This is a genomic window from Novosphingobium organovorum, assembly GCF_022832435.1.
In the GTDB taxonomy this organism is placed as follows: Bacteria; Pseudomonadota; Alphaproteobacteria; order Sphingomonadales; family Sphingomonadaceae; genus Novosphingobium; species Novosphingobium organovorum.
Window position 1 is genome coordinate 1 of sequence record NZ_JALHLF010000066.1, and the last position, 20719, is coordinate 20719.

Sequence of the window (20719 nt, forward strand, 5' to 3'; positions counted from 1 at the left end):
GCTCATCGTCAAAGAGGGCCGCGTGATTGCGCGCGGCTGGACGCAGACCGGTGGGCGCCCCCACGCCGAAGCGGTGGCGCTGGCGCTGGCGGGTGACGCCGCGCGCGGCGCCACGCTTTACGTCACGCTCGAACCGTGCGCGCACCGTTCCGAACGCGGTCCGGCCTGCGCCGATCTCGTCACCGCCTCCGGGCTGGCGCGAGTGGTGGTCGGCTGCATGGACCCCGATCCGCGCACCGCCGGAGCCGGGATCGCCCGCATTCGCACCGCCGGGATCGCGGCCGAACACATCCCCAGCGCCGCCTGCGAGCAGAGCCTTTCGGGCTACCTCATCGCCAGGACGCTCGGCCGGCCCGAAGTCACTCTCAAGCTCGCGCTTTCGCTCGACGGGTGCATCGCCACGGCGGGAGGCGAAAGCCAGTGGATCACCGGTCCGCAAGCGCGCGCCCACACCCACGCCCTGCGCGCGCGCAGCGATGCGATCCTGATCGGCGGGGCAACCCTGCGCGCCGATGCCCCGCGCCTTGACGTGCGCCTGCCCGGCCTTGCCCACCGCAGCCCCGAGCGCTGGGTGCTGACCCGCGCCCGGCCGCCCGAGGGCTGGCACGCCCTGCCCTCCCCGCAGGCGATCGCCGCGATGGCGGGGGTGCACCATCTCTTCGTCGAAGGCGGCGCGCAAACGGCTGCGGCGTTCCTGGCTGCGGGGCTGGTCGACCGGCTGGCGATCTACCGCGCGCCGATCCTCATCGGTGGCCGGGCCGGGCTTGGCGACTTTGGCCTTGCCAGCCTCGCCTCGGCGCACGGGCAGTGGGTTCTGGCCGAGCGGCGCACGCTTGGCAGCGACACCCTCGAAATCTACAGCGCGCGCAGAGCAGCATAAGGACCCCGATCATGTTCACCGGAATCGTCACCGCCATCGGCACCGTGCGCGAAGCGCGCCAGAGCGGAGACCTGCGCGCGATCATCGCCTGCCCGTTCGATCCGGCGAGCATCGCCATCGGCGCCTCGATCGCGTGTTCCGGGGTGTGCCTGACCGTAGTTGAACGCGGCGGCACGCCCGGCGATGCGTGGTTCGCAGTCAACATCTCGGGCGAGACGATCCAGCGCACGGTCCCCGGACGCTGGGTGAAGGGCGCTGCGATCAATCTCGAACCCGCGCTGCGGCTGGGTGACGAGCTGGGCGGCCACATCGTGACGGGCCATGTCGACGGTGTCGGGCAAGTGGTGGAGATCACGCCTGTCGGCGATTCGAAGCGCTTCGTGATCGCCGCCCCGACCGAGCTTGCCCCCTATCTCGCCCCCAAGGGCTCGATCACCGTCGATGGCGTCTCGCTGACGGTCAATGCGGTGGAGGATCAGGCCGACGGGGCGTGCCACTTCACGCTCAACATCATTCCCCACACCGCCGAAGTCACCACCATCGGTACGCTGGCCGAGGGCGACGGGGTCAATCTGGAGATCGACGTGCTGGCCCGATACCTCCAGCGCATGCAGGCGCTGCGCGGCTGAGCCACCGCAGAGCCGCAGGAACCCGGCGTCACCCGCCGGAGGCCAGGGGTCCAGCTGCAAAACTCTCGCGGGTGAATTCGTAGATGACGTGGGTGACCATCGCGCCGCTGCGCTCGTACGTGCGGGTGCGATCGGTCAGCGTGGCGCCGATATTGGCCATCGCGCGGCGCGAGAGCGTGTTCTCGCTGCCCACCTGGAACACCACGCGGCTGTAATGGTGGAGCGCGTGGCCGATCATCAAGGCCTTGAATTCGCGGTTGTACCCCTGCCCCCAGTGGGTACGGGCGAGGAACGACCAGCCCATTTCCAGCTCGCCCGGACAGTCCAGCTCGGCCGGGCCGAACTGGCTCGATCCGATCAAGGCCCCGCTCGCCCGCTCGATGATCGCAAGCGCCCCGCCGCGTTCCAGCGCGGCCTCGAAATAGGCGCGCAGGATCTCGGGTTGCCAGCGATCGTGCGAGGGGTGCTGGGCCCAGACCAGCGGGTCGGAGGCGATCGCGCGGAACGCCTCCCAATCGGCCTCGGTGAGAGGCCGCAGCGTCAGCCGGGCCCCGGTGAGGACCGGCTGACGCGCGAAAGCCATCAGGCCGTCACGTCCGCGACGGCGGCGATGAACTGGTCGATGTTGCCGGTGGTGAGGCCCGCCACGTTGATGCGGCCCGAACCGGCGAAATAGATGCCGTGCTTGGCGCGCATTTCCTGCACCTGCTCGGGCGTGAAGGGAATGATCGAGAACAGGCCGTTCTGCCCGCCGATGGGCGACAGGTCGACCCCGCCGGTCACGCCCGCGGCGGCCAGCTTGTCGCGCACCTGGCGCATACGCACGCGCATCTGGTCGAGCTCGTCGAGCCACATCGCGGTCAGCGCCTCGTCCTCGAGCACGAGACGAACCGCCGCACCGCCGTGGTCTGGCGGCTGCGACCAGTTGGCGCGCGCCAGCGCATGACCGTTCGACATGATCTTGGTGAGATCCGCCGGAACCTTGGTCATCGCGTACAGTGCGCCGACGCGATCGCGGTACAGGCCGAAGTTCTTGTCGCACGAGTAGCACACCAGCGCATCGGGAACGGCGGCAAGGACGCGGCGAAGGCCGTAGGCGTCCTCTTCCATGCCCTGTCCCAGGCCCTGGTAGGCAAGGTCGATGATCGGCAGGACCGGGCTCTTGCCCAGCAGATCCGCGATTTCGTCCCAGTTCTCGTGGCTGTAGTCGATACCCGTCGGGTTGTGGCAGCAACCGTGCAGGAGAATGGCATCGCCTTCCCCGGCCGCCGCGATCGCGCCGCGCACTGCGTCCATGTCAACCGTGCCGTCCGCTGCGGCGTGGTTGAACTCCACGACATCGAGGCCGAGGTCCTTGCAGATCTGGTTGTGGTTGGGCCAGCTCGGCTTGCCCGCGATCACGCGCGTGACACCGGCACGCTGCGCCATCGCCAGCGCCAGGCGCAGCGAACCCGTACCACCCGGAGTCTGCATACCCTCGATACGGCCACCCATGTCGGGGTCCTGCTTGCCGAAAATGTACGGCATCAGGGCATGGACAAAGCCCATGTCGCCTTCAGGGCCGAGGTAGGCTTTGGAATCCTGCGTCTCGACCAGTTTCTGCTCCGCCGCCTTGATCGCGCCGAACACGGGGGTTTCCCCCTGCCCGGTACGGTAGACGCCCACGCCAAGATCGATCTTGTCGGCGCGCGGGTCGTCGTTGTGGAGCTTGATCAGCGCAAGAAGCGCGTCGGCGGGCTGTTGCTGAAGGTTGGTAAGCATGGCGCGGCGCACTTACTCCCGCCCGCAGCGCGGCGCAACAGGCGAATTGAAGCAATTGCAACAAATAGGGCGGAGCGAATTGCACGCCCGCGCCCACCAGACCGTCGACGAGCCCTGCCACGCAAGTTTCTGTCCCGCGAAGAAGCCCGCCAATCAAGGCTGACCGCCGCTCCTGGACGAATCTTTGCAAACGCCGGGCGCAGACATGAAAAAGGGCGCACATCGCGATCGATGCGCGCCCTTTCCCGCCCGCCGGAGCGGGAAGGATGCGATCAGAACGGCAGCCAGCGCTGCTTTTCGGAGAACTTCATGTACCCGATGTTCGCGCCCAGCCGCAGCCCGGCCCCGGCGCGCACCGCCACCAGCACCGTGTCTCCGCGCCGCAGATAGGACACGTTGAAACCGCCGATCAGATAGGCCTGCCCTTCACCCGCGCCATAGCGCTTGTAGAGGTCCTGCGTGTCGTAGAGGTTGTACACCAGCACAAAGGTGCTGGCCGCGTTGGCCCCCGCGTCGAACCCGATCGATGGCCCCGTCCAGTAGACCGGGCGCTGCCCTTCGACCTTGTGATAGAGCGTGCCCGAACCATAGCGCAGCCCCACCCCGATCGCGCCGCCCGCCTCGCGACCGACGATGTAGGCGTTGGGCTCGCCCTGTTTCTTGAGCAGGTCCTTGATGAGATCGGCCAGCCCCTGCGCGCCCTTGCCGAACACGCCTTCGGCCGCACCGATCAGATCGTCTTCATGATAGGTCTCGCCGGTATCGGTTGGCCCCTGCCCGGAATAGGGCGGGGTGTTCCAGTTCGCACCACTGCCCGTCGTCGGGCTTGCCGGCGGGGGCATCGAGGGATCGCCCTGCACTGGCTGCGAAGGGACCGGGGTCGCATCGAGCGGCGTGCCGTTGCCCGCACTCATCGCGGTGCCGCTGGACGTATCCTTGGGCGGCAGCTCGCCCGACCGCCCGGTCGAACCGGTTGCGCTCTGCGAAGTCGACGTCGCACTGCCTGTCGTGGTCGTGCCGTTCTGCAGATCGCCATCGATCACCGTGTCGGGATCGACCGTCTGGATCTGGGCATGGGCCGTGCCCACGGGCCCCAGCATGGCCAGGACGGCGGCTGCGGCGGCAATCAGACCGCGACGAAAACCGGGCCGCGGGGTGTCTTGCTTGCGCACGTGCATTTCCTCCTGGGCTGTCGCGCCCTACGTATTTCTTGCGCCAAACGAATACCGACCTTGCGGTTCTCCCGTCGTATACCCCTGAGGGGCCGGTATGGTACGTCGCATCATTAACAATCCACAGAGCATGACCTCGCAATGAACGGGCGATGGAGCGAGTCGGGCTTGCGGCAGGCCGAGCCCCCATCACCATTGCGCGATTCCCGGCCTTCACGCGCGCAAATCCGTGACCTTCTCAGAAGAAACCGAAAATCCGCAAACGGCCCCTTGCGGCGACCCGAGACCATGGCTATAGGCCACCGCCTGAGCCGCTACGGAGACGTGGGTGAGTGGCTGAAACCAGTTCCCTGCTAAGGAACCGTACTCTATCAGGGTACCGAGGGTTCGAATCCCTCCGTCTCCGCCACGGCTGCTGATTTTCTCGAAAACGATCCGAAATCAGCAGCCGGCGCCGATCGCCGCCCGAACGGCCCCGCTTTTCCCTTTCACGCCCCAATTTCCCGCTTTGCCGCGAGGACGGCACGAACCGATGCGCCAAATGCGCGCCCTCGGACACGCCGGAAGCAGGCCCAGCCCAAGCTGGGCGACAGGCCCTGCCAGTGCGCGCGCGCCGCACGCGCGTCCCTCCGATCCCAACGCCCGATCCACCGCCTGTCCGAGCGTGCAGTCGCATTCGAAATGGAGGCTTCCCGCCTTGCCCGGATCAGGCTTCCGGCTCATCCATATTGCGCCGCAGCAGACGCTTCTCCATCGGGGAATGGCCTGCGCACAACACTCTGCTTGAACGCAAGGGCACTGGATTGACGCTTTGCACCTGTTCCTCGAATCCGGACTCAACGCCCCGTGGCGGGGTCTCAGCCCGCATGGGCAGACGACCCGTGCAGCGCGCTACGCTACGCCGTCGCAGGATCGGCGCCCTCCAATCAGCGCGTAGCGCGCAAGGCGGCCTCCATGCTTGAACGCCCTCCCGAACCAGCGGGCAACCATGTCGTCATCCTTGGCGGTGGCATAGCCGGGCTCAGCGCGGCCGAAACGTTGAGCAAGGCGGGAATGCGCGTCACCGTGATCGAAGCCCGGCAGAGCTGCGGCGGGACCCACCGCTCACGCGACATCGGCCCTTATACGTTCGACGTCGGCTCGATCTTCTACGAAGATACCGCGCGCATCTTCGCCATGGCGCCCGGCCTTCGCGAACTCTGCCCGACCGTTGCCCGGCGACAAAGGCGGATCGCGCCGGGCGGCGGACTGCTGCACTACCCGATCGAACCGCGCGAACTGCTGCGCGGCTCGCGCTGGCAACTCGCGCGCGGTCTCCTCGATCTTCTGTGGTCGCGCGCGTCGGTCTCGCGCGATGGCACGCTGGCCGCGATATGCCGCCAGCGTCTGGGCGACCGCTTCTTCGCATCGACCGGCCTTCGCGACTATATCGCGCGCTTCAACCATGTCCCCCCCGAACAGGTCAGCGAGGGCTTCTTCTTTCGCCGCATGGCCTTCATCGAACGCATGACGCGGATGGGAGCCCTCGTGCGGATGGGCGCCCGAACGCTGTTCACCCGCCGCTCGATCAAGGACCGCCCGCGCCGCGATCTGCACGTTCGCCCGCGCGAAGGCTTTGCTCCGCTGTTCGACCGCATCGTCCAGCGGCTCGAAGCGCGCGGCGTCGAAATCCGGCTAGGGGCCGAGCTGTTCTCGATCGCGCGCGAAGGACCGGTGTTTCGTGTCCGCACCAGCCAGGGCGACCTGCGCTGCCCGGCTCTCGTCTCCACGATCCCGCTCGACACGGTCCACCGCGCGCTGTTCGGCACCCCCAGCGGGCTCGTCTCGCTCGACATGACCACGCTGTTCGTTTCCGCCGCCGGGCTCGATCCGGGCGTCGGCAACGTGCTGTTCAACTTCGACCGGAGCGGACTGTGGAAGCGCGCGACGATCTATTCGCGAATCTACCCCGATCCCGCGATCGAGCGCGAATACATGGCCGTGGAATGCACCATCGCGCCGGATGCCACGCACGACCCGCAACGCGTCTTCGATGACTTCGCCGCGCATCTGCGCCAGCTGGGCCTTGCACGCGACCTGGCTCTTGAAGGGCACGAACACGTGCGCGATTGCTATCCGCTCTACCACCCCGGAACCGAGGCGGTTTTGAACGAGGTGATCGAGCGGATCACCCAGGCGGGTATCGTCCCGGTCGGACGTCAGGGGCGCTTTGAATACCTCCCGACCTCGAGCGGGGTGATCCGCCGGGTGGGTGAGGAACTGGCGCTGGCGTCGCTGGGTGCGGACTGTCCCATCCGCGGCAAACCCGCCGAAGCAAGCCATGCGCTGCGCGCCTGACCGGCGCACGCAAGCGGGCTCTGGCCCGGCCACGACGCCGGCGAGCCCCGCACGCGACACCGCTTTGCCATTGCCCCCAGCGCTGCGGCGGGCCGATCCCCGCTGGTCCGGCCACGCCACGAAACGGGCACCGCGCGCAGCCTTGGTAGCCCCCGCCGATCGGGATCGATTACCTCCAGACAGGTGGCAATTGCGCTGGCCGCGCAAGCCTTGCCGGATAAACCCTTAGCCATGCTCATCAAGACCCCTCCTGCGCCCGGTCTCGTTCCGGACCCAACCGCCAGCGCCGGCGCACTTCCACCGCTTCCGGCCACGGACCATCCCCTGGCAGCGCAGCGCCTGCGGCTTGGGCTGTTCAACGTCAAATACAGTCCGAACCTGGGCGATGGCCTGCTCAGCGAATGCCTCGAAGGGGCGCTCGTGCGCTGCGGCGCAGGGCGAGCCACCTCGATCGACCTGGCCGCCCGCACGGCCTACAGCGAAGGTTCTTCCACGCGCGCACGCACGATGCGCCTGCTGCACGCCCTACCCGGCCCGCTACGCGCGCAGGCGGTCCGCTTGCCCCTTTTCCTGGCCGGTCAGCGCCACTGGTCACCACACTACCGCGAACGGCTTCGCGGGTGCGACGCGGTGGTCCTTGGCGGCGGCAACCTCCTTGCCGACATGGATCTCAATTTCCCCACCAAGATCGCGCGCGCGGTCGAGGCGGCGCGGCAGGCGGGCCTTCCGGTCTTCCTGTACGGCGTGGGCGTGAGCCACGGATGGAGCCGGCGCGGACGCACCCTTCTGCACAAGGCGCTTGGCAGCGGGACCGTGCGCGCGGTCTTCGTGCGCGACGAGGCCTCCCGCCAGGCCTGGGATGAACTCGCCGGGGAGGCTTTCGCGCTGCCCGCCCGGGTGGTGCGCGATCCCGGCCTGCTCGCCGCCCGACATTACGGGCTTCGCATCGGCTCGCGGCAGACTACGGACGGCACCGCGCCCGCCATCTTCGGGGCGTCCGCCTCGCCTTGCGACCCTACCGCAGCCCCGCGCATAGGCCTCAACATCATGAGCGCGCTCGCGGTGCGCTACCATGGCGGACAAGACATGGACGAGGACGCGCTTGACGTCTGGTATCGCGATCTCGCCCGCCAGCTGCTCAACCAGGGGTGCCATCTCACGCTGTTTTCGAACGGCAGCCCGGAAGACCGCGCGGCGCTCGCACGCCTCCAGGCGCCGATCGCCGCCCTCGCCGGGCCGGATCGCCTGGCCTTCCCGGCGATAGCCACGCCGGGGGATCTGGTGCGCTGCGTGGCCGGGCTCGACGCGCTCGTCGCCTTTCGCATGCACGCGATCATCGCCGCCTATTCCTGCGCGGTGCCTTTCCTCGCGCTGGCGTGGGACCGCAAGCTCGCCTCGTTCGTCGAATCGGTGAACTGCGCCCAGTGGTTCGCCGCCGCGCACCAGACCCCGCCATCGCAAGCCGCACAGCAGGTTCTGGGTGCCCTTCGCGAAGGCATTGCCCCATCCGCCCGCGATGCCGTGCTGGAAGAAGCGATGGACGGAGTGCGCGCGCTCTACCGCGCCATGCACGAGGTGGTTTACCCCGGCGCCCCGGCATGACCCCCGGCGCGTTCCCGCGTGACCCAACCGCCATCCCCCAGGTTCCGACCCGTATCCGGCGAAAGGTCCTTGCTCAGCGCCTATCGCTTTGCGACTTGCGGACCATCGCGCGGCGGCGGGGCCACGATGGTGCAGCCCTGCTCGCCGCCCTGAGCCTGATCGGCCCCCTCGTTCCGGAAACCATCGCCGCGCCGCAAGACCGCAGCCCATCGCCACCCACCCAGGTCACAGGGTGCTTTGCCAACGGTGCGGTGGCTTCTCCGCCGCTTCGACTGGGCGCGGCCTCCAATTTCTCCCAAGGCTGGCAACCCGCCGTGTTCGATGCCGCCCCGACGCTTGGCCTCACCCGATTGCGCGACAGCCTGCGCTGGCCCGATGTCGAACGGGAGAAAGGCCGTTACCGCTTCGACAGCGCCTCCACCCGCTATCCCGACCTCATGCTGCAGCGCGCCATGCATCTGACGCTGACGATCAACACCACCAATCCGCTCTACGATGGGGGCAAAACGCCCCACAGCCCGGACGCGCTCGCCGCGCTCGGGCGTTTCGCCGCCGCGCTGGTCGAGCGTTACCCGGCGATCGACACGCTGGAGATCGGTAACGAGATCAACGGCGCGAACTTCGTGACCGGCCCGGTCCGCGAAGGCGGACTGGACGCGCGAAGGCAGGTTCACCTCGCCACCGTGCGCGCGGTCAGCGCGGCCGTCGCGCGCGTGCGCGCCGAAGTCACGGTGTTGGGCGGCGCCACGCATTCGCTGCCCGGCGGGTTCCTCTGGCCGCTGCTCGAAAACGATCCGCAGCACGCAATCACGGGCCTCGCACTGCACCCCTACACCACCCCGATCGACCAGTTGCCCGCGCAACTGGGCGTGCTGTGCCGCAGCCCGGCGGTGTCAGGGCGCGGGGTGTTCGTCACCGAATTCGGCAGCGCAACACCCCGGACCGCCCCCGATGACCTGGTTCGCGGTTTCGTGACGCTGGCCGCCCTGGGCGCGCGCGAGATGGACTGGTATCCCCTCAGCCCGCGCGGCGATGGCCTTGTCGCCCTTGTCGACCGCCGCGGCGCGCGTACCCCGACAGGACGCGCCTTCAGCTTTGTACAGAGCCATTTGGCCGGAAAACCCGCCCTTGCGCAGAGCCCCGACCGCTTCACCTTCATCACCCGGTTCGCAACGCACGCCTGGGTGCTGTGGGGCGCACCGCGCCCGCTCACGCTGACAGGCACGGGCAGCCAGGCCTTCGACGCAAGCGGCGAGCCGCTGGGCCACGCGAACCTGCGCCTGGCTCCTGATCGCGCCCTGATCGTCCTTGCCGATGGCAACGCCGATCCCGCGCACACTCCGTTTACGCTGGGATGTTCGCCGCTGGTTGCCGACAGCTTCTACCAGTTCGCCTATCCAGCCGCCCCTCGCACCGGGCCAGATGAGAACGCCAGGCACACGCCGCCCCAGCCGCCCGGTACCTTCGAACGCTTTGCATGGGTTAAGGGGCAGCGGCAGGATTTCGTGACCCTGCCAGGCCAGCAGCGCAGCGGCGTTCCCTGGACACCCTACCTCGGGCTCCCCGGTTATCGCGCCGCGCGGATCGACGCGCAGGTCCTGCGCCCGGATTTCGGCAGAGAGGACGGCGCCTTCGTGCTGCGTCTCAGGCCCCCGCACAAAGGAGTCTTCCGGCTCGAAGCGACACTCGCACCGGTTTCATCGGCGCACGCGACCGGAAGCCTGCCGCTTACCCTCTCCCTGGAAACGCCGCGCACGCCGCCGGTGAGCGAACCGCTCGACCGGGCAACCACGCTGACGCGCACCATTCTGTTTGAGGCCGGAGAGGCCCTCACCGTGCGCTTCGCTGCGAACCGCGCCGGCCAATCTGTCGGGCCGGACAGCCCGCGTCCCCGCACCGGCGCGGTCCGCTACCGCGTGCAACTGTTCGACGATGCCGCCTGCCCGCACGGCGCCTGAGCGTTCCAAGAGGCGGTTGCGCCCGCATCGCTGCAACTTGGCATGAATCGCCGTCTCGGCGCGGCGAATCGCCCTCACGTCCCGCCCGGATTTGCACCCGCCGCGACCGCCGGGCGGGTCCATCGCCATCTTTTTTGACGATCTGCAGGCATTTTTTTCGCCGTTCGCCCCCGATCGTACAGCGCCCGGAGGCTGCGGCCGGACCGCGTTTGTGCGTGGCGCCCGGCTCCGCGCCTGACATGAAACGGGACACCTGGGACAGGTCGCCCCCGCATGGTTACTTTCATCCTAACACGGAAAGCCCCACTCGGCGGATTTGCGCCACTGCGCGGACTGCAAACGTTTAGGCAGTCACCGAAAATGCGAATTAACACTTAGATCCAGAGCACGAAAAAGGTAATATTTAGGTACTTTTTTCGTTAAATTTAATATACCAATCCAATACAGAACCTCTTCATTGGCCAAACCATACTTCGACGATCAATTCAGTGCTCAAGGACGCCTTCCCCCTGATCGGCCTCCGTTTTTGTGAGCACGCCCACAAAAAGGATTGATCATGTCGAACACCACCATCATCGCCGCCACGGATAGCTCGATCTCGGCCGACGCGTACTACTACAACGACAAGTACGAGAAGAAGCAGTGGTACCTCGACGGCGACACCACATCGCCGCTCAGCATCGACGTGTTCTCGGTCTGGAAAGACTACACCGGCACGGGCATCAAGGTCGGCGTGATCGACTCGCAGATCGACTTCAACCACACTGATCTCAAGGCCGCCTACGACACCAGCCTCGACTACAACTTCGCGCAGGGCACCGCGCAGGTCACCATCGACGCCAGCAACCTGCCCTATTTCCACGGCACCGCGGTAGCCGGCGTTATCTCGGCCGAAGCGAACAACGGAGTTGGCACTGTGGGCATCGCCTCGGGCGCCACCCTGGTGGGCCTGGGCATCGACTACAGCTCGGACAGCGCCGTCACCGACATTCTCGCCGCTCTCAAGAGCGCGGCCAGCCTCGATGTCGTCAACAACAGCTGGAGCTTCAGCTCGAACCTCGCCGACAACTTCAAGACCAACCCCGACTACGAAGCCTCGCTCGTCTACGCGGTGAGCGAAGGGCGCGGCGGACTTGGCACCTCGATCGTGTTCGCAGCCGGTAACGCGGGCACCACCGGCACCTCGAACTACCACAACTTCCAGAACTCGCCCTACACCATCGCGGTGGGCGCGGTGGACCCCGATGGCCACGCCTCGAGCTTCACCAGCGTGGGGGCCAACGTGCTGATCTCGGCTGCCGGCCGCGACGTCTACACCACCAACACCAACGATCGCTACGAGGACTACAGCGGCACGTCCTTCGCCGCGCCCGCGGTCACCGCCGCGATCGCCCTCATGCTCGAGGCGAACCCCGAGCTTGGCTATCGCGACGTGCAGGAAATCCTCGCCTATTCGGCGCGCCGCGAAGGCCTCGCCGACACCGACTATCTGGGCAACGGCTGGATCACCAATGGCGCCGACAATTTCAACGGCGGCGGCCTGCACTTCAACGAGGCGTTCGGCTACGGCTTCCTCAACGTCCACGACGCGGTGCGCCTGGCCGAAACCTGGACCAGCCAGCAGACTTACGCCAACCTCGCCACCACCAGCGAGACGGTAAAGGTCGGCCAGACCCTCGTCGCGGGGCAGAACGATTTCATCTCGGTTGCCATCGATGTCGACCAGGCTCTCTCGGTCGAGCAGGTCCAGCTCTCGATGGACCTGCGCTGGACCGAAACCGGCAACCTCGACGTCTACCTGGTCTCCCCGGACGGCACCCGCGTCCAGCTCGTCTACGACCTGCCCGATGTTGACCGCGTCGGTTCGATCCGCAACTTCACCTTCAGCTCGGTGGCCTCGATGGGCGAACAGTCGGCCGGGACCTGGACGCTGGAAGTCTACAACCGCAACCCCGACGCGGTCGAGAAGACCGGCGCGGCGATGACCGGCACGCTGGCCTCGGTAACGCTGACCGTCTCGGGCAACGACACCGGCCTTGCCAACGACACCTACATCTACACCGATGAATTCGGCTCGCTCTACTCCGGCGAAGACCTGGCTACACGCCAGGTGCTCAAGGACAGCGATGGCGGCACCGACACCCTCAACGCTGCGGCGATCACCAGCAACTCGACCATCGACCTTTCGGGCAAGACCGCAACCGTGCTCGCCGGGATCAAGCTGACGCTCGACGGCAGCATCGAGAACGTCTTCGGTGGCGACGGCAACGACACCATCCATGGCACCGTCTCGGCCAACGCAATCGACACCGGGCGCGGCGACGACACGATCTACTTCAGCTTCGGCAACGACACCGTCAACGGCGGTGCAGGCGCCGACACGCTGGTGATCGACGCCAAGCTGGGCAGCGTCACCGGATGCCTCAACGCCAGCGGCGTGCTGGAAATATCGGCCTGCGTCGGACAGGCGACCTCGATCGTCAACGTCGAGACCTTCACCTTCAACGACGGTTCATACAGCTTCGAACAGCTGCTCAAGGTGCTGACCCTGACGAGTGCGACCGACGCCGACCAGGCCGGGACGGCGACCAGCGAAACCCCGGCAGTGAGTGAGGAACCCGCCACCCAGACCCAAACCAGCACCAGCTCGAACAGCGACAGCGACATGGGCACGGGCACGGGCACCGGCACGGACACCGACACCGACACCGACACCGGCACCGATACGGGCACCGTCGACGAGCCCACCTACACCCTCGTCCTGCACGGCACCGCGGGCCGCGACAAGCTGGCTGGCGGCGCCGGCAACGACCACCTCGACGGCGGCGCGGAAAACGACAAGCTGCTCGGCGGCGGGGGCAACGACCTGCTCGAAGGCGGCAGCGGGCGCGACAGGCTGTATGGCGGCGCCGGTCACGACACCCTGCTCGGTGGCGACGACAAGGACGTCATCAAGGGCGATGCCGGTGACGACTGGATCAACGGGGGCAAGGGCGCCGATCGCCTGTTCGGCGGCACCGGCGCGGACACCTTCGTCTTCGACAAGGCCGATCTCGGCACGCTCGACGCGATCTACGACTTCAACGCGGCCGAGGGCGACCGCATCCTCATCACCGGGATCGACAGCAGCGAAGCATCGAACGCCCACTTCGAACTGGTGGACAACGGCTCCTCCACGCTCCTCCAGCTGGTCTACAACGACCACACCTACGACGTCGCCCGGGTCATGGGCGAAGGCATCGACACCCTCTCGATGGCGGAGAGCGATCTGGGCCTGCTCTGCGCCTGAGACGAGATCGCACACCACACGAAGACACGGGCCTGCGCTGCACCTTGCGCAAAACAGGTCACCAGCAATGACCGCTTGACCAGGGGAGGCCGGGTCCTGATCCATCAGGACCCGGCCTTTTGGCGCCTTATACCGGGATGCGGCGATGCGGACGCATCAGCGCCCCTTGAACGCTCAAGCACTCCGGCGCGGCGCGGGCTCTCGGCCAGGATGCGATGCGGCCATGCAGGCGCGAAGCGGAGCGCAAAAATCGAACTCTTGCGGGGCCTCTCGCCGCCCGGCTGCGACAGGACGCACTTCGCCTGCGATGGTGCATGGGGCTGCTGCGTGGTTTACCGACCGGATTTGGAAGCACTTTGCCGCACCAAACGCGCGCTCGATTCACAAGAACAGTCCTTAACGACGAGTTCACCATACCAAATATCTCGAGCAGCCCCCTGAGAAAATGTGAAAAAATATTTAAAGTACAGTCTTGAACACAAATTACGCTCGGAAATGGATAATTAACGAACCGCGCATTCCCCAAAAAAATGTTAGCCATTGCTTCGAAGATGAGCAGAGCCAACCCCACGTTCAAAAGGACCGGCCTGTTTCACAAACGATGCGCAAAAGAGGGGGTCGCTGCAAGTTGTGCACACAAAAACGGACGAAAAAGTCCGCCCCGAACACAATCGATGCAGTGAAATGCGAAAGGACATCTCGAAATGGCACTTGTTGAAGGGAACGAAGGTTCCAATACCCTGCAGGGCACCTCCGGCGATGACGTCATCCGCGCTGGCGGCGCTACCGACGTTGTTCAGGCCGGCGCGGGTGACGACGTCGTCTATGGCGGCGCCAACCAGGACACCCTGATCGGCGGCTCCGGTAACGACGAGCTTTACGGCCAGGGCTCGAACGACAAGCTGCGCGGCGGCGAAGGCGACGACCTGCTCGATGGCGGCGGCCAGAACGACCGCATCTACGGCGGCGACGGCAACGATATCATCATCGGCGGAAACGACGATGACGTTCTCTATGGCGACAACCCGAACGACAATAACGACAACGAAGGCTACGCGGACCAGTTCGTGTTCGATTCCGACGACGGCAACGACAAGGTCTTCGACTTCGAAACGGGCATCGACAAGGTCGTGCTGATCGATGGCGGCTCGTACACGCTCAACTACGACGGCAACAACACGATCATGACCTATGGCGCGACGACGGTCATCTTCTACGACGAACATGTCGTGGATTCGGATATCGCCTGGTCGCTGGTCTGACCGATCTTCCTCAAGAAGAACGAAAAACCGGGTGCGCCTGCGCATCCGGTTTTTTTTCTGCGTAGGCATCATGCTTCAAGGGGCTACTGCGCCATTCCTCCACCCCGGCTCACGCCATGGGCAAAGCCTGAAAGAAGCGGGTGCCCCGAATAGGACAAGCCTTGCGAACGCCCCAATCACATCGCTGATATGTGGCACAAATCCGCCACGAACCCGCGATGGTCCGAACCCAGGAATGGCGATGCCCGCATGGATTTCGCACGCCAGTTGCGCCCCAAGAGCAGCTGATCGATTTGCCACAGCCCGCCGACCCGGCGCCCTCTCCACACCGTGGGCCAGGTCGGGCGATCCGCCAGCACCAGCGACAGACGATGGCGCTCGGCAAATCGCGTAAGCAGGGTCATGCGAACCGAAAGGTTGAAGTCTCCCACCACGACCGTATCGGCATCGATCGGCATCCGGCTTTCGAGCTGCTGGAGTTCGCGTGCCTGCTGCGCCGCGGAGGTCGGGCGCGAGAGGTGCACGGCGGCGATGCGCCCCTGCCCTCCCCCGCCCATGCGCGCATACTCGAGAGCCGCACCAGACAAGGTCTTGCGGTTCTCGGGGTCCCCCCTCGCCAGTGCGCGTGCCCCGACGGGCCGTTCGCGCGCATAGAGCGCCGTCGAACAATGTCCGTTGCCCAGACAGTTCTGCGTATAAGGCAAGTGCACAAGTAGATAGGCGGCAAGCGGGGGCGGCACGCGCCTTACTTCGGCAAAGCCCACGATCTGCGGCTTTTCCGCCGCGATCCAGTCGACGATCTGTTCCGGATGGCGCGCCCCTTGCGCGTTGATCCAGGCAATCCGAAGCGTGCCCGCGCCAGCAGGACAACGCTCCGGAAGTGTGCCACGCAACGGAATGGCAAAGCACAACGCGATCGCTGCGAACAGCGCCAGCCCGCGCAAGGCCCAGGACCGCAACGCCCAAACCAGACCAGCCGCCCCGGCCAGCCCGGCAAACGCGGCAGGCCGCTGCACAAGCGCGGCCAGATCGAACCAGGGCCAAAGCTCGGACAGACCAGGAGCGATCACAGTCAAACCACCCAAGGCGAACAGGCCCGCAGCTAGCGAAACGGCAAGGCGGCCTCCGCGCGTCGTGCGCGGCCAGAGCTTTGCGCGCATGGAGCCCGTCAAAGCCGCTCGATGCGTTCCGGTGTCAAACGACCGCGCACGAGGTCGCAAATCCCGATCCAGTTGCCCCGCACACGGCCAAGGCGGTCGACCCAGGGCTCGGGACGAAGGGCCTTCATATGATTGGCGACCAGATTGCGCAGCATCAGACGCACTGCGAACGACAGCGACATCGTGCCCTTGTGCGCCAGATAGGCCGGATTGATCATCTGCGAATAGCCCAGCCGAACGCCCGGCGTCCGCCCGTGCTTGACCCCTTGGTGAACCCCGCAAAACGCGAATGTCTTGACGATCCGCCCACGTTCGCGAAGCGACGAAGCGAAATCAACGTCCTCCTGCCAGCCATAGAGCTTGAGCCGTTCATCGAACCGGTTTTCGCCAATCGCGCTGGTGCGATAGGCCATATTGCAACCATAGAGCCCTTGAAGACTGGTCACGATGCAGTTGGGGTGGAAGTCGACCTTCTGGTGATCGGCGAGGACCGCAAGAGCCTCGGGCAGATCTATTCCCGCCGTGTTGATGCCATCGGCCAGCACGTGCCCGGTCGCCCCGGCAACGTCGGGATGCTCGGCGAAGAAGTGGCGGATATGCGCCACGCTGTCCGGCCCGGGAACGAAGTCATCGTCGTAGAAAACGATGATGTCGTATTCGCCACGCAGGAACGCAAGGGCAGCGTTTCGCTGCGCGCACAACCCCTTGGGTCCTTCGAGTATCCGGATACGCTCCCCGCACGGACGCTCTGCGGGAAGATCGCTCGCCCCCGTTACCGAGAACAGCAGCAGTTCGGGCGGGGCGCTTTGCGCCTCCATCAGACGCACCATCTGTTCGACCAGTTCGGGCCGCCCCAGACTCGCCACAACCACCGCTACCGTTGGCTGGGCGGCAGACGGCGGGCTGGCGCCGTGAAAAGCCGGGGCGGATGCGGCTGGCTCGCCCTGAAGCGCAATGGGCGCGGCGTCGTGCATGGGACCGTTCCTCTGTCAGGATACTTCGTGTGCTCGGGCGGGCGGCGTCGTGGCAAGCACCATGCAAGCGGGCATGGATCCGGCATGACCGGAACCTGCGGAAACGACCGCCATGTCTCCCCGGAAGAGTGCCTCACCTCCGGAAAACTGCCCATTGGAAATACATCCATTTGGGAGATGCTCCGGACCGGCGCGCGCCCGCAGAGTCGCGCTCCGACATCCCTTTGCGCCAGCCTCCCTTTCCACCTCGCTTCCCGCCGCGAAGGTGATACGCACCTCCCACGCACAGGACAGTGCGAAGGTGCGCGCGAACCCGGAAATTCCGGCCTGCCAAACGCCGTCACGAGGCCGAGATGCCAGTTCGCCCGATCCCAACCATGGCGTGAAAGCCCGGTTTAGCTCCGGAATGGAGACTACGGCGATACTATGCATCTGCCCGTAGAGATACTCTCCCCCCATCGAAAGCCCGCCTGCGGAGGTCGGAAAGATGCATGAATCGCTACAGAATGCCTGGTCTTCCTCGTCGGGTGGGCACCCGGCCACGACGCTCGACGCCGACCTGTTCAATGACCACGCACTGGCTCCGAACCTGTTTGTGATAGGGGCCTCGAAATCAGGCACCAGCGCACTCCACGCCTATCTGCGCTACCACCCGAAAATCTGCATGAGCCGGGAAAAGGAGCCCTGCTTCTTCGTCGCGCAGAACGAACTGGAACGGCTCTGGCCGATCATGGCGCGGCGCCCCTGTTCGCACGACCGCGAAGCCTATCTGGACTTGTGGAACGGCGGCGAAGCGGCCCAGTATCGGGGTGAAGCCAGCGTCTACTATGCACAGGCGCCCTCACGAAGCGGCGTCGCCGCCCGCATCGCCGCCGCCGCTCCCGGTGCCCGGATCATTTATGTCGTGCGTGAGCCTGTGTCGCGCGCCCTCGCGCACTACTGGCAGCGCTACAAGGAATTTCAGGAGCCACTCCCGATCGAACGGGCCATGCGTGAAAATCCACTCTACCGGGACACATCGGATTACGCCATGCAGATCGAGCAGTATCTGGCCCACTTCGCGCCCGAGCAAATCCACGTCATCGTCGCCGAGGACCTCAAGGTGCGCCGCCGTGATACCCTGGCGGACTGTTTCCGATGGCTCGGCCTCGAGAATTTCGCCTACGACGAAGAGCAGTTGAGCGACCGCCACCGCTCTCCACCGACAAGCCGCCGCCAGCGCTTTCCGTTCGTCAGCGGCATCCGCAATTCGTCCATCTGGGCCCGTGCCCGCAAGAGCCTGCCCGCCCCCGTCGTCGATGGACTGCGCGCCATGTCAACCGTGCGCTTCGACAAGCACGAAGTCGACGAAGGGCCCGCACGCGCTTACCTTGAAGACTATCTGACCCCGCGCCGCGTCCGCTTTGAAGCGCTCATCGGTCGGCGCATCGATGCCTGGTAAGGCTGCCAGGCAATTGCCGAGCCCGATGAAGTCCGCATGCATCCTTCGCACCTTCTCATGCCGGCATGCGGCATCGCACGCCCTGTCAGGAGAATGACACCGTGAGTTTTGCCCTGATCGCACTCTTTTGGGGGCTCGCAGCCTGGGGGATTGGCAGTCGCCAGCCGGTTCTCCTCTATCTGTATTTCGCCTCAATGCCGTTCGGTGCCTTCGCGGTCGTCCCGACCGCGCTCACTGGAGGGTTAACTTTTACGGCGACGCCGATGATCGCTCTCATGCTCGTAGCCCGCGCCTTTGCTCGCCGTGATGGCCCCGCTGTCGCGCTGGGGTTGGCACTGCGCCCCAATCGTCTGCTGCTCCTGTTCCTTTATGGCTGCGTCGCAATCATCGTCACCGTGTTCATGCCACGCCTGTTCGCAGGCTCAGTCCAGGTCATCGCAGTGCGCGGTGGCAATCTTGACCAAGTCGTCGCGCTGCGGCCCACGATGCAGAATATCTCACAATTGGCCTACCTCCTGATCTCGATCATGAGCGTGTTTGCCTTTGCCCGGATTCTTCAATCGAGCTGGGTGCGCCAGCAGGCCTTGCAGGCCCTGTGCCTTGGCGGAGCCGTGACCGCTCTTACCGGTTTTGCGGACTTCGCCAGCCAGTTCCTTCCCCTGTCCAGCCTGCTCGAGCCATTTCGCACGGCCACGTACGCCTTGGCGATCGATGTAGAAGTCCTGGGCGGCAAGCGTGTCGTGGGATTGATGCCCGAAGCCTCTGCCTACGGAGGACTGTGCCTCGCCTTTCTGTGTGCGATCTATTTCCTGCGCCCCGCAATTGCATCACACCGTCTGCGCGAAACATACGCGCCGATGGTTCTCATCACCCTGCTGGCTTGTGCGTGGATCGCGAAGTCCAGTGGAACCTATGTTGGGCTCGGACTATTCTTCGTCATCGCTGCACTGGAATGGTTCCTGCGGATCAACGCGCGATCACGTCCAGACCAGCGCGGGATCGTCGGGGAGCTGGCCTTGGTGGTCGGGCTGGTCATCGCCGTTTCACTGGTCCTGATCGTACGTCCTGACACGCTCTCACCGGTCTATGACATCATCGATCGCATGGTACTGCAAAAGGGCGCCTCGGACTCGTTCAACCAACGTGGCATGTGGCGTGCCGTCGCCGCAGCCAGCCTGATCGACACGCATGGTCTTGGCGTGGGCCTGGGCGCCGCGCGGACTTCCAGCAGTATGGTGGCCGTGTTCAGCAGCACCGGCCTTTTAGGGGGCATGCTCTATTACGCCTTCGTCATCCAGAGCCTGGCTCGCGGAACACGCGCGTTAACGCAAGAAGCACGCCTGCTCCTGTCCGGCTTTCGCTTTTCGTTTTTTCCCGGCTTCGTAGTCGCGCTGATGGTGGGCGATGCCGACTTCGGCGGAATGCTGGCGTTCGGCTTCGGGTTGGTAGCGGCGCTTTCACACTCAGCCGCCTCCCCACGAAACCCGAACCTGCAGCGCATGCTGCAACAGTCAGTCCAATAAGCACAAAAACAAGTAAATTTAAAAATGTTAATATGAAAATATTTGAATTTTAATATAAAATATAATAAAAACAAATTTACATAAAAGATAATACTGAAATGAATTAAAAATTCATAAAGACAACTAACAGCACCATCATTTACGATTGCTAAAAATGAAAGAAAGCCCCACAGCCAGACATTGAGCCATGCCTCGTACCAAAACCTGTGGAATCTGACTCACCGAGGGTATCGGGCTTGGCCGTGACGTGATTCATCATCGCAAACGGTTGGAGCTTTGCGATGGCCGCGGCAATCAGACTTCGAGATGATTTCAGCCCAGGACAGGTACGGGCCTTTGCTCGCCGGGCCAAGGATGCAGACCAAATCCGCCGCCTGCTCGCGATTGCGACGATCTTGGACGGAGGAAGCCGAAGCGAGGCACCCAAGGTCGGCGGTGTCACGCTGCAGATTGTCAGGGATTGGGTGCTGCGCTTCAACGCGCATGGCCCTGATGGTCTGGAAACCCGCAAGGCGCCAGGGCCGGATACTATCCTCGACGACTGCCATCGACGCGCGCTGGCCGAAACCATCGAAGCAGGCCCTATTCCTGCTGTTCATGGTGTGGTGGTTCGCTGGCGGATCAGCGACCTCGTCCAATGGCTATGGCAAGAGTTCGAAATCACGCACGCCATTCGAGGCGAGCTACAGCGATCGCAAGTTTCGGTCGCGAACCTCGCGAAGCGATACGGG

General features: G+C 65.1%; 15 protein-coding genes and 1 tRNA gene. 11 read left to right on the forward strand and 5 right to left on the reverse strand.

The window, feature by feature from the left end:
* On the forward strand, window positions 1–880 hold an 880-nt coding region (gene ribD / locus MTR62_RS14545; RefSeq protein WP_244022196.1), incomplete at its 5' end, for a bifunctional diaminohydroxyphosphoribosylaminopyrimidine deaminase/5-amino-6-(5-phosphoribosylamino)uracil reductase RibD.
* A gap of 11 nt (window positions 881–891) precedes the next feature.
* On the forward strand, window positions 892–1509 hold the full coding sequence (locus tag MTR62_RS14550) for a riboflavin synthase (RefSeq protein ID WP_244022198.1): 618 nt from the start codon (window positions 892–894) through the stop codon (window positions 1507–1509).
* 28 nt (window positions 1510–1537) lie between these two features.
* Here MTR62_RS14550 and MTR62_RS14555 read toward each other — a convergent pair whose 3' ends face one another.
* The 3 genes from MTR62_RS14555 to MTR62_RS14565 form a co-directional block, all read right to left on the reverse strand.
* Window positions 1538–2092 (reverse strand): GNAT family N-acetyltransferase, encoded by a 555-nt coding sequence (locus MTR62_RS14555; protein WP_244022200.1) that lies wholly within the window; start codon window positions 2090–2092, stop codon window positions 1538–1540.
* The gene (locus MTR62_RS14560) at window positions 2092–3270 is read right to left on the reverse strand and encodes an amino acid aminotransferase (RefSeq protein ID WP_244022202.1); all 1179 of its coding nucleotides are present in this window, start codon (window positions 3268–3270) and stop codon (window positions 2092–2094) included. The genes MTR62_RS14555 and MTR62_RS14560 overlap by 1 nt, the downstream gene beginning before the upstream one ends.
* A gap of 272 nt (window positions 3271–3542) precedes the next feature.
* Window positions 3543–4448: a DUF1134 domain-containing protein gene (locus MTR62_RS14565; RefSeq protein ID WP_407672690.1), complete on the reverse strand. Its 906-nt coding sequence runs from the start codon at window positions 4446–4448 to the stop codon at window positions 3543–3545.
* 312 nt (window positions 4449–4760) lie between these two features.
* On the opposite strand from MTR62_RS14565, the gene MTR62_RS14570 reads away from it, so the two are divergent.
* The 6 genes from MTR62_RS14570 (at window position 4761) to MTR62_RS14595 (ending at window position 14890) form a co-directional block, all read left to right on the forward strand.
* Window positions 4761–4851: transfer RNA gene (locus MTR62_RS14570), tRNA-Ser, on the forward strand.
* 545 nt (window positions 4852–5396) lie between these two features.
* On the forward strand, window positions 5397–6779 hold the full coding sequence (locus MTR62_RS14575; protein ID WP_244022203.1) for a protoporphyrinogen/coproporphyrinogen oxidase: 1383 nt from the start codon (window positions 5397–5399) through the stop codon (window positions 6777–6779).
* Window positions 6780–7010: 231 nt separating this feature from the next.
* The gene (locus MTR62_RS14580) at window positions 7011–8381 is read left to right on the forward strand and encodes a polysaccharide pyruvyl transferase family protein (protein WP_244022206.1); all 1371 of its coding nucleotides are present in this window, start codon (window positions 7011–7013) and stop codon (window positions 8379–8381) included.
* Between the two features lie 95 nt (window positions 8382–8476).
* On the forward strand, window positions 8477–10339 hold the full coding sequence (locus MTR62_RS14585; RefSeq protein WP_244022208.1) for a glycoside hydrolase 5 family protein: 1863 nt from the start codon (window positions 8477–8479) through the stop codon (window positions 10337–10339).
* 556 nt (window positions 10340–10895) lie between these two features.
* The gene (locus MTR62_RS14590; RefSeq protein ID WP_244022210.1) at window positions 10896–13628 is read left to right on the forward strand and encodes a S8 family serine peptidase; all 2733 of its coding nucleotides are present in this window, start codon (window positions 10896–10898) and stop codon (window positions 13626–13628) included.
* A 704-nt stretch (window positions 13629–14332) separates the two neighbouring features.
* The gene (locus MTR62_RS14595) at window positions 14333–14890 is read left to right on the forward strand and encodes a calcium-binding protein (RefSeq protein WP_244022212.1); all 558 of its coding nucleotides are present in this window, start codon (window positions 14333–14335) and stop codon (window positions 14888–14890) included.
* Window positions 14891–15066: 176 nt separating this feature from the next.
* On the opposite strand, the gene MTR62_RS14600 is transcribed toward MTR62_RS14595, so the two are convergent.
* Complete coding sequence (locus MTR62_RS14600; RefSeq protein ID WP_244022214.1) at window positions 15067–16110, reverse strand: endonuclease/exonuclease/phosphatase family protein; 1044 nt, start codon at window positions 16108–16110, stop codon at window positions 15067–15069.
* Window positions 16059–16922, reverse strand: a complete 864-nt coding sequence (locus MTR62_RS14605) for a glycosyltransferase family 2 protein (protein ID WP_244022216.1) — start codon at window positions 16920–16922, stop codon at window positions 16059–16061. The genes MTR62_RS14600 and MTR62_RS14605 overlap by 52 nt, the downstream gene beginning before the upstream one ends.
* Before the next feature lie 589 nt (window positions 16923–17511).
* Here MTR62_RS14605 and MTR62_RS14610 point away from each other — a divergent pair.
* The 3 genes from MTR62_RS14610 to MTR62_RS14620 all read left to right on the forward strand — a co-directional run.
* Window positions 17512–18465 carry a sulfotransferase gene (locus MTR62_RS14610; protein WP_244022218.1) on the forward strand — a complete coding sequence of 318 codons (954 nt, stop codon included), beginning with the start codon at window positions 17512–17514 and terminating at the stop codon, window positions 18463–18465.
* Window positions 18466–18566: 101 nt separating this feature from the next.
* Complete coding sequence (locus MTR62_RS14615; protein ID WP_244022221.1) at window positions 18567–19988, forward strand: hypothetical protein; 1422 nt, start codon at window positions 18567–18569, stop codon at window positions 19986–19988.
* A 281-nt stretch (window positions 19989–20269) separates the two neighbouring features.
* On the forward strand, window positions 20270–20719 hold a 450-nt coding region (locus MTR62_RS14620), incomplete at its 3' end, for a helix-turn-helix domain-containing protein (protein ID WP_244022223.1).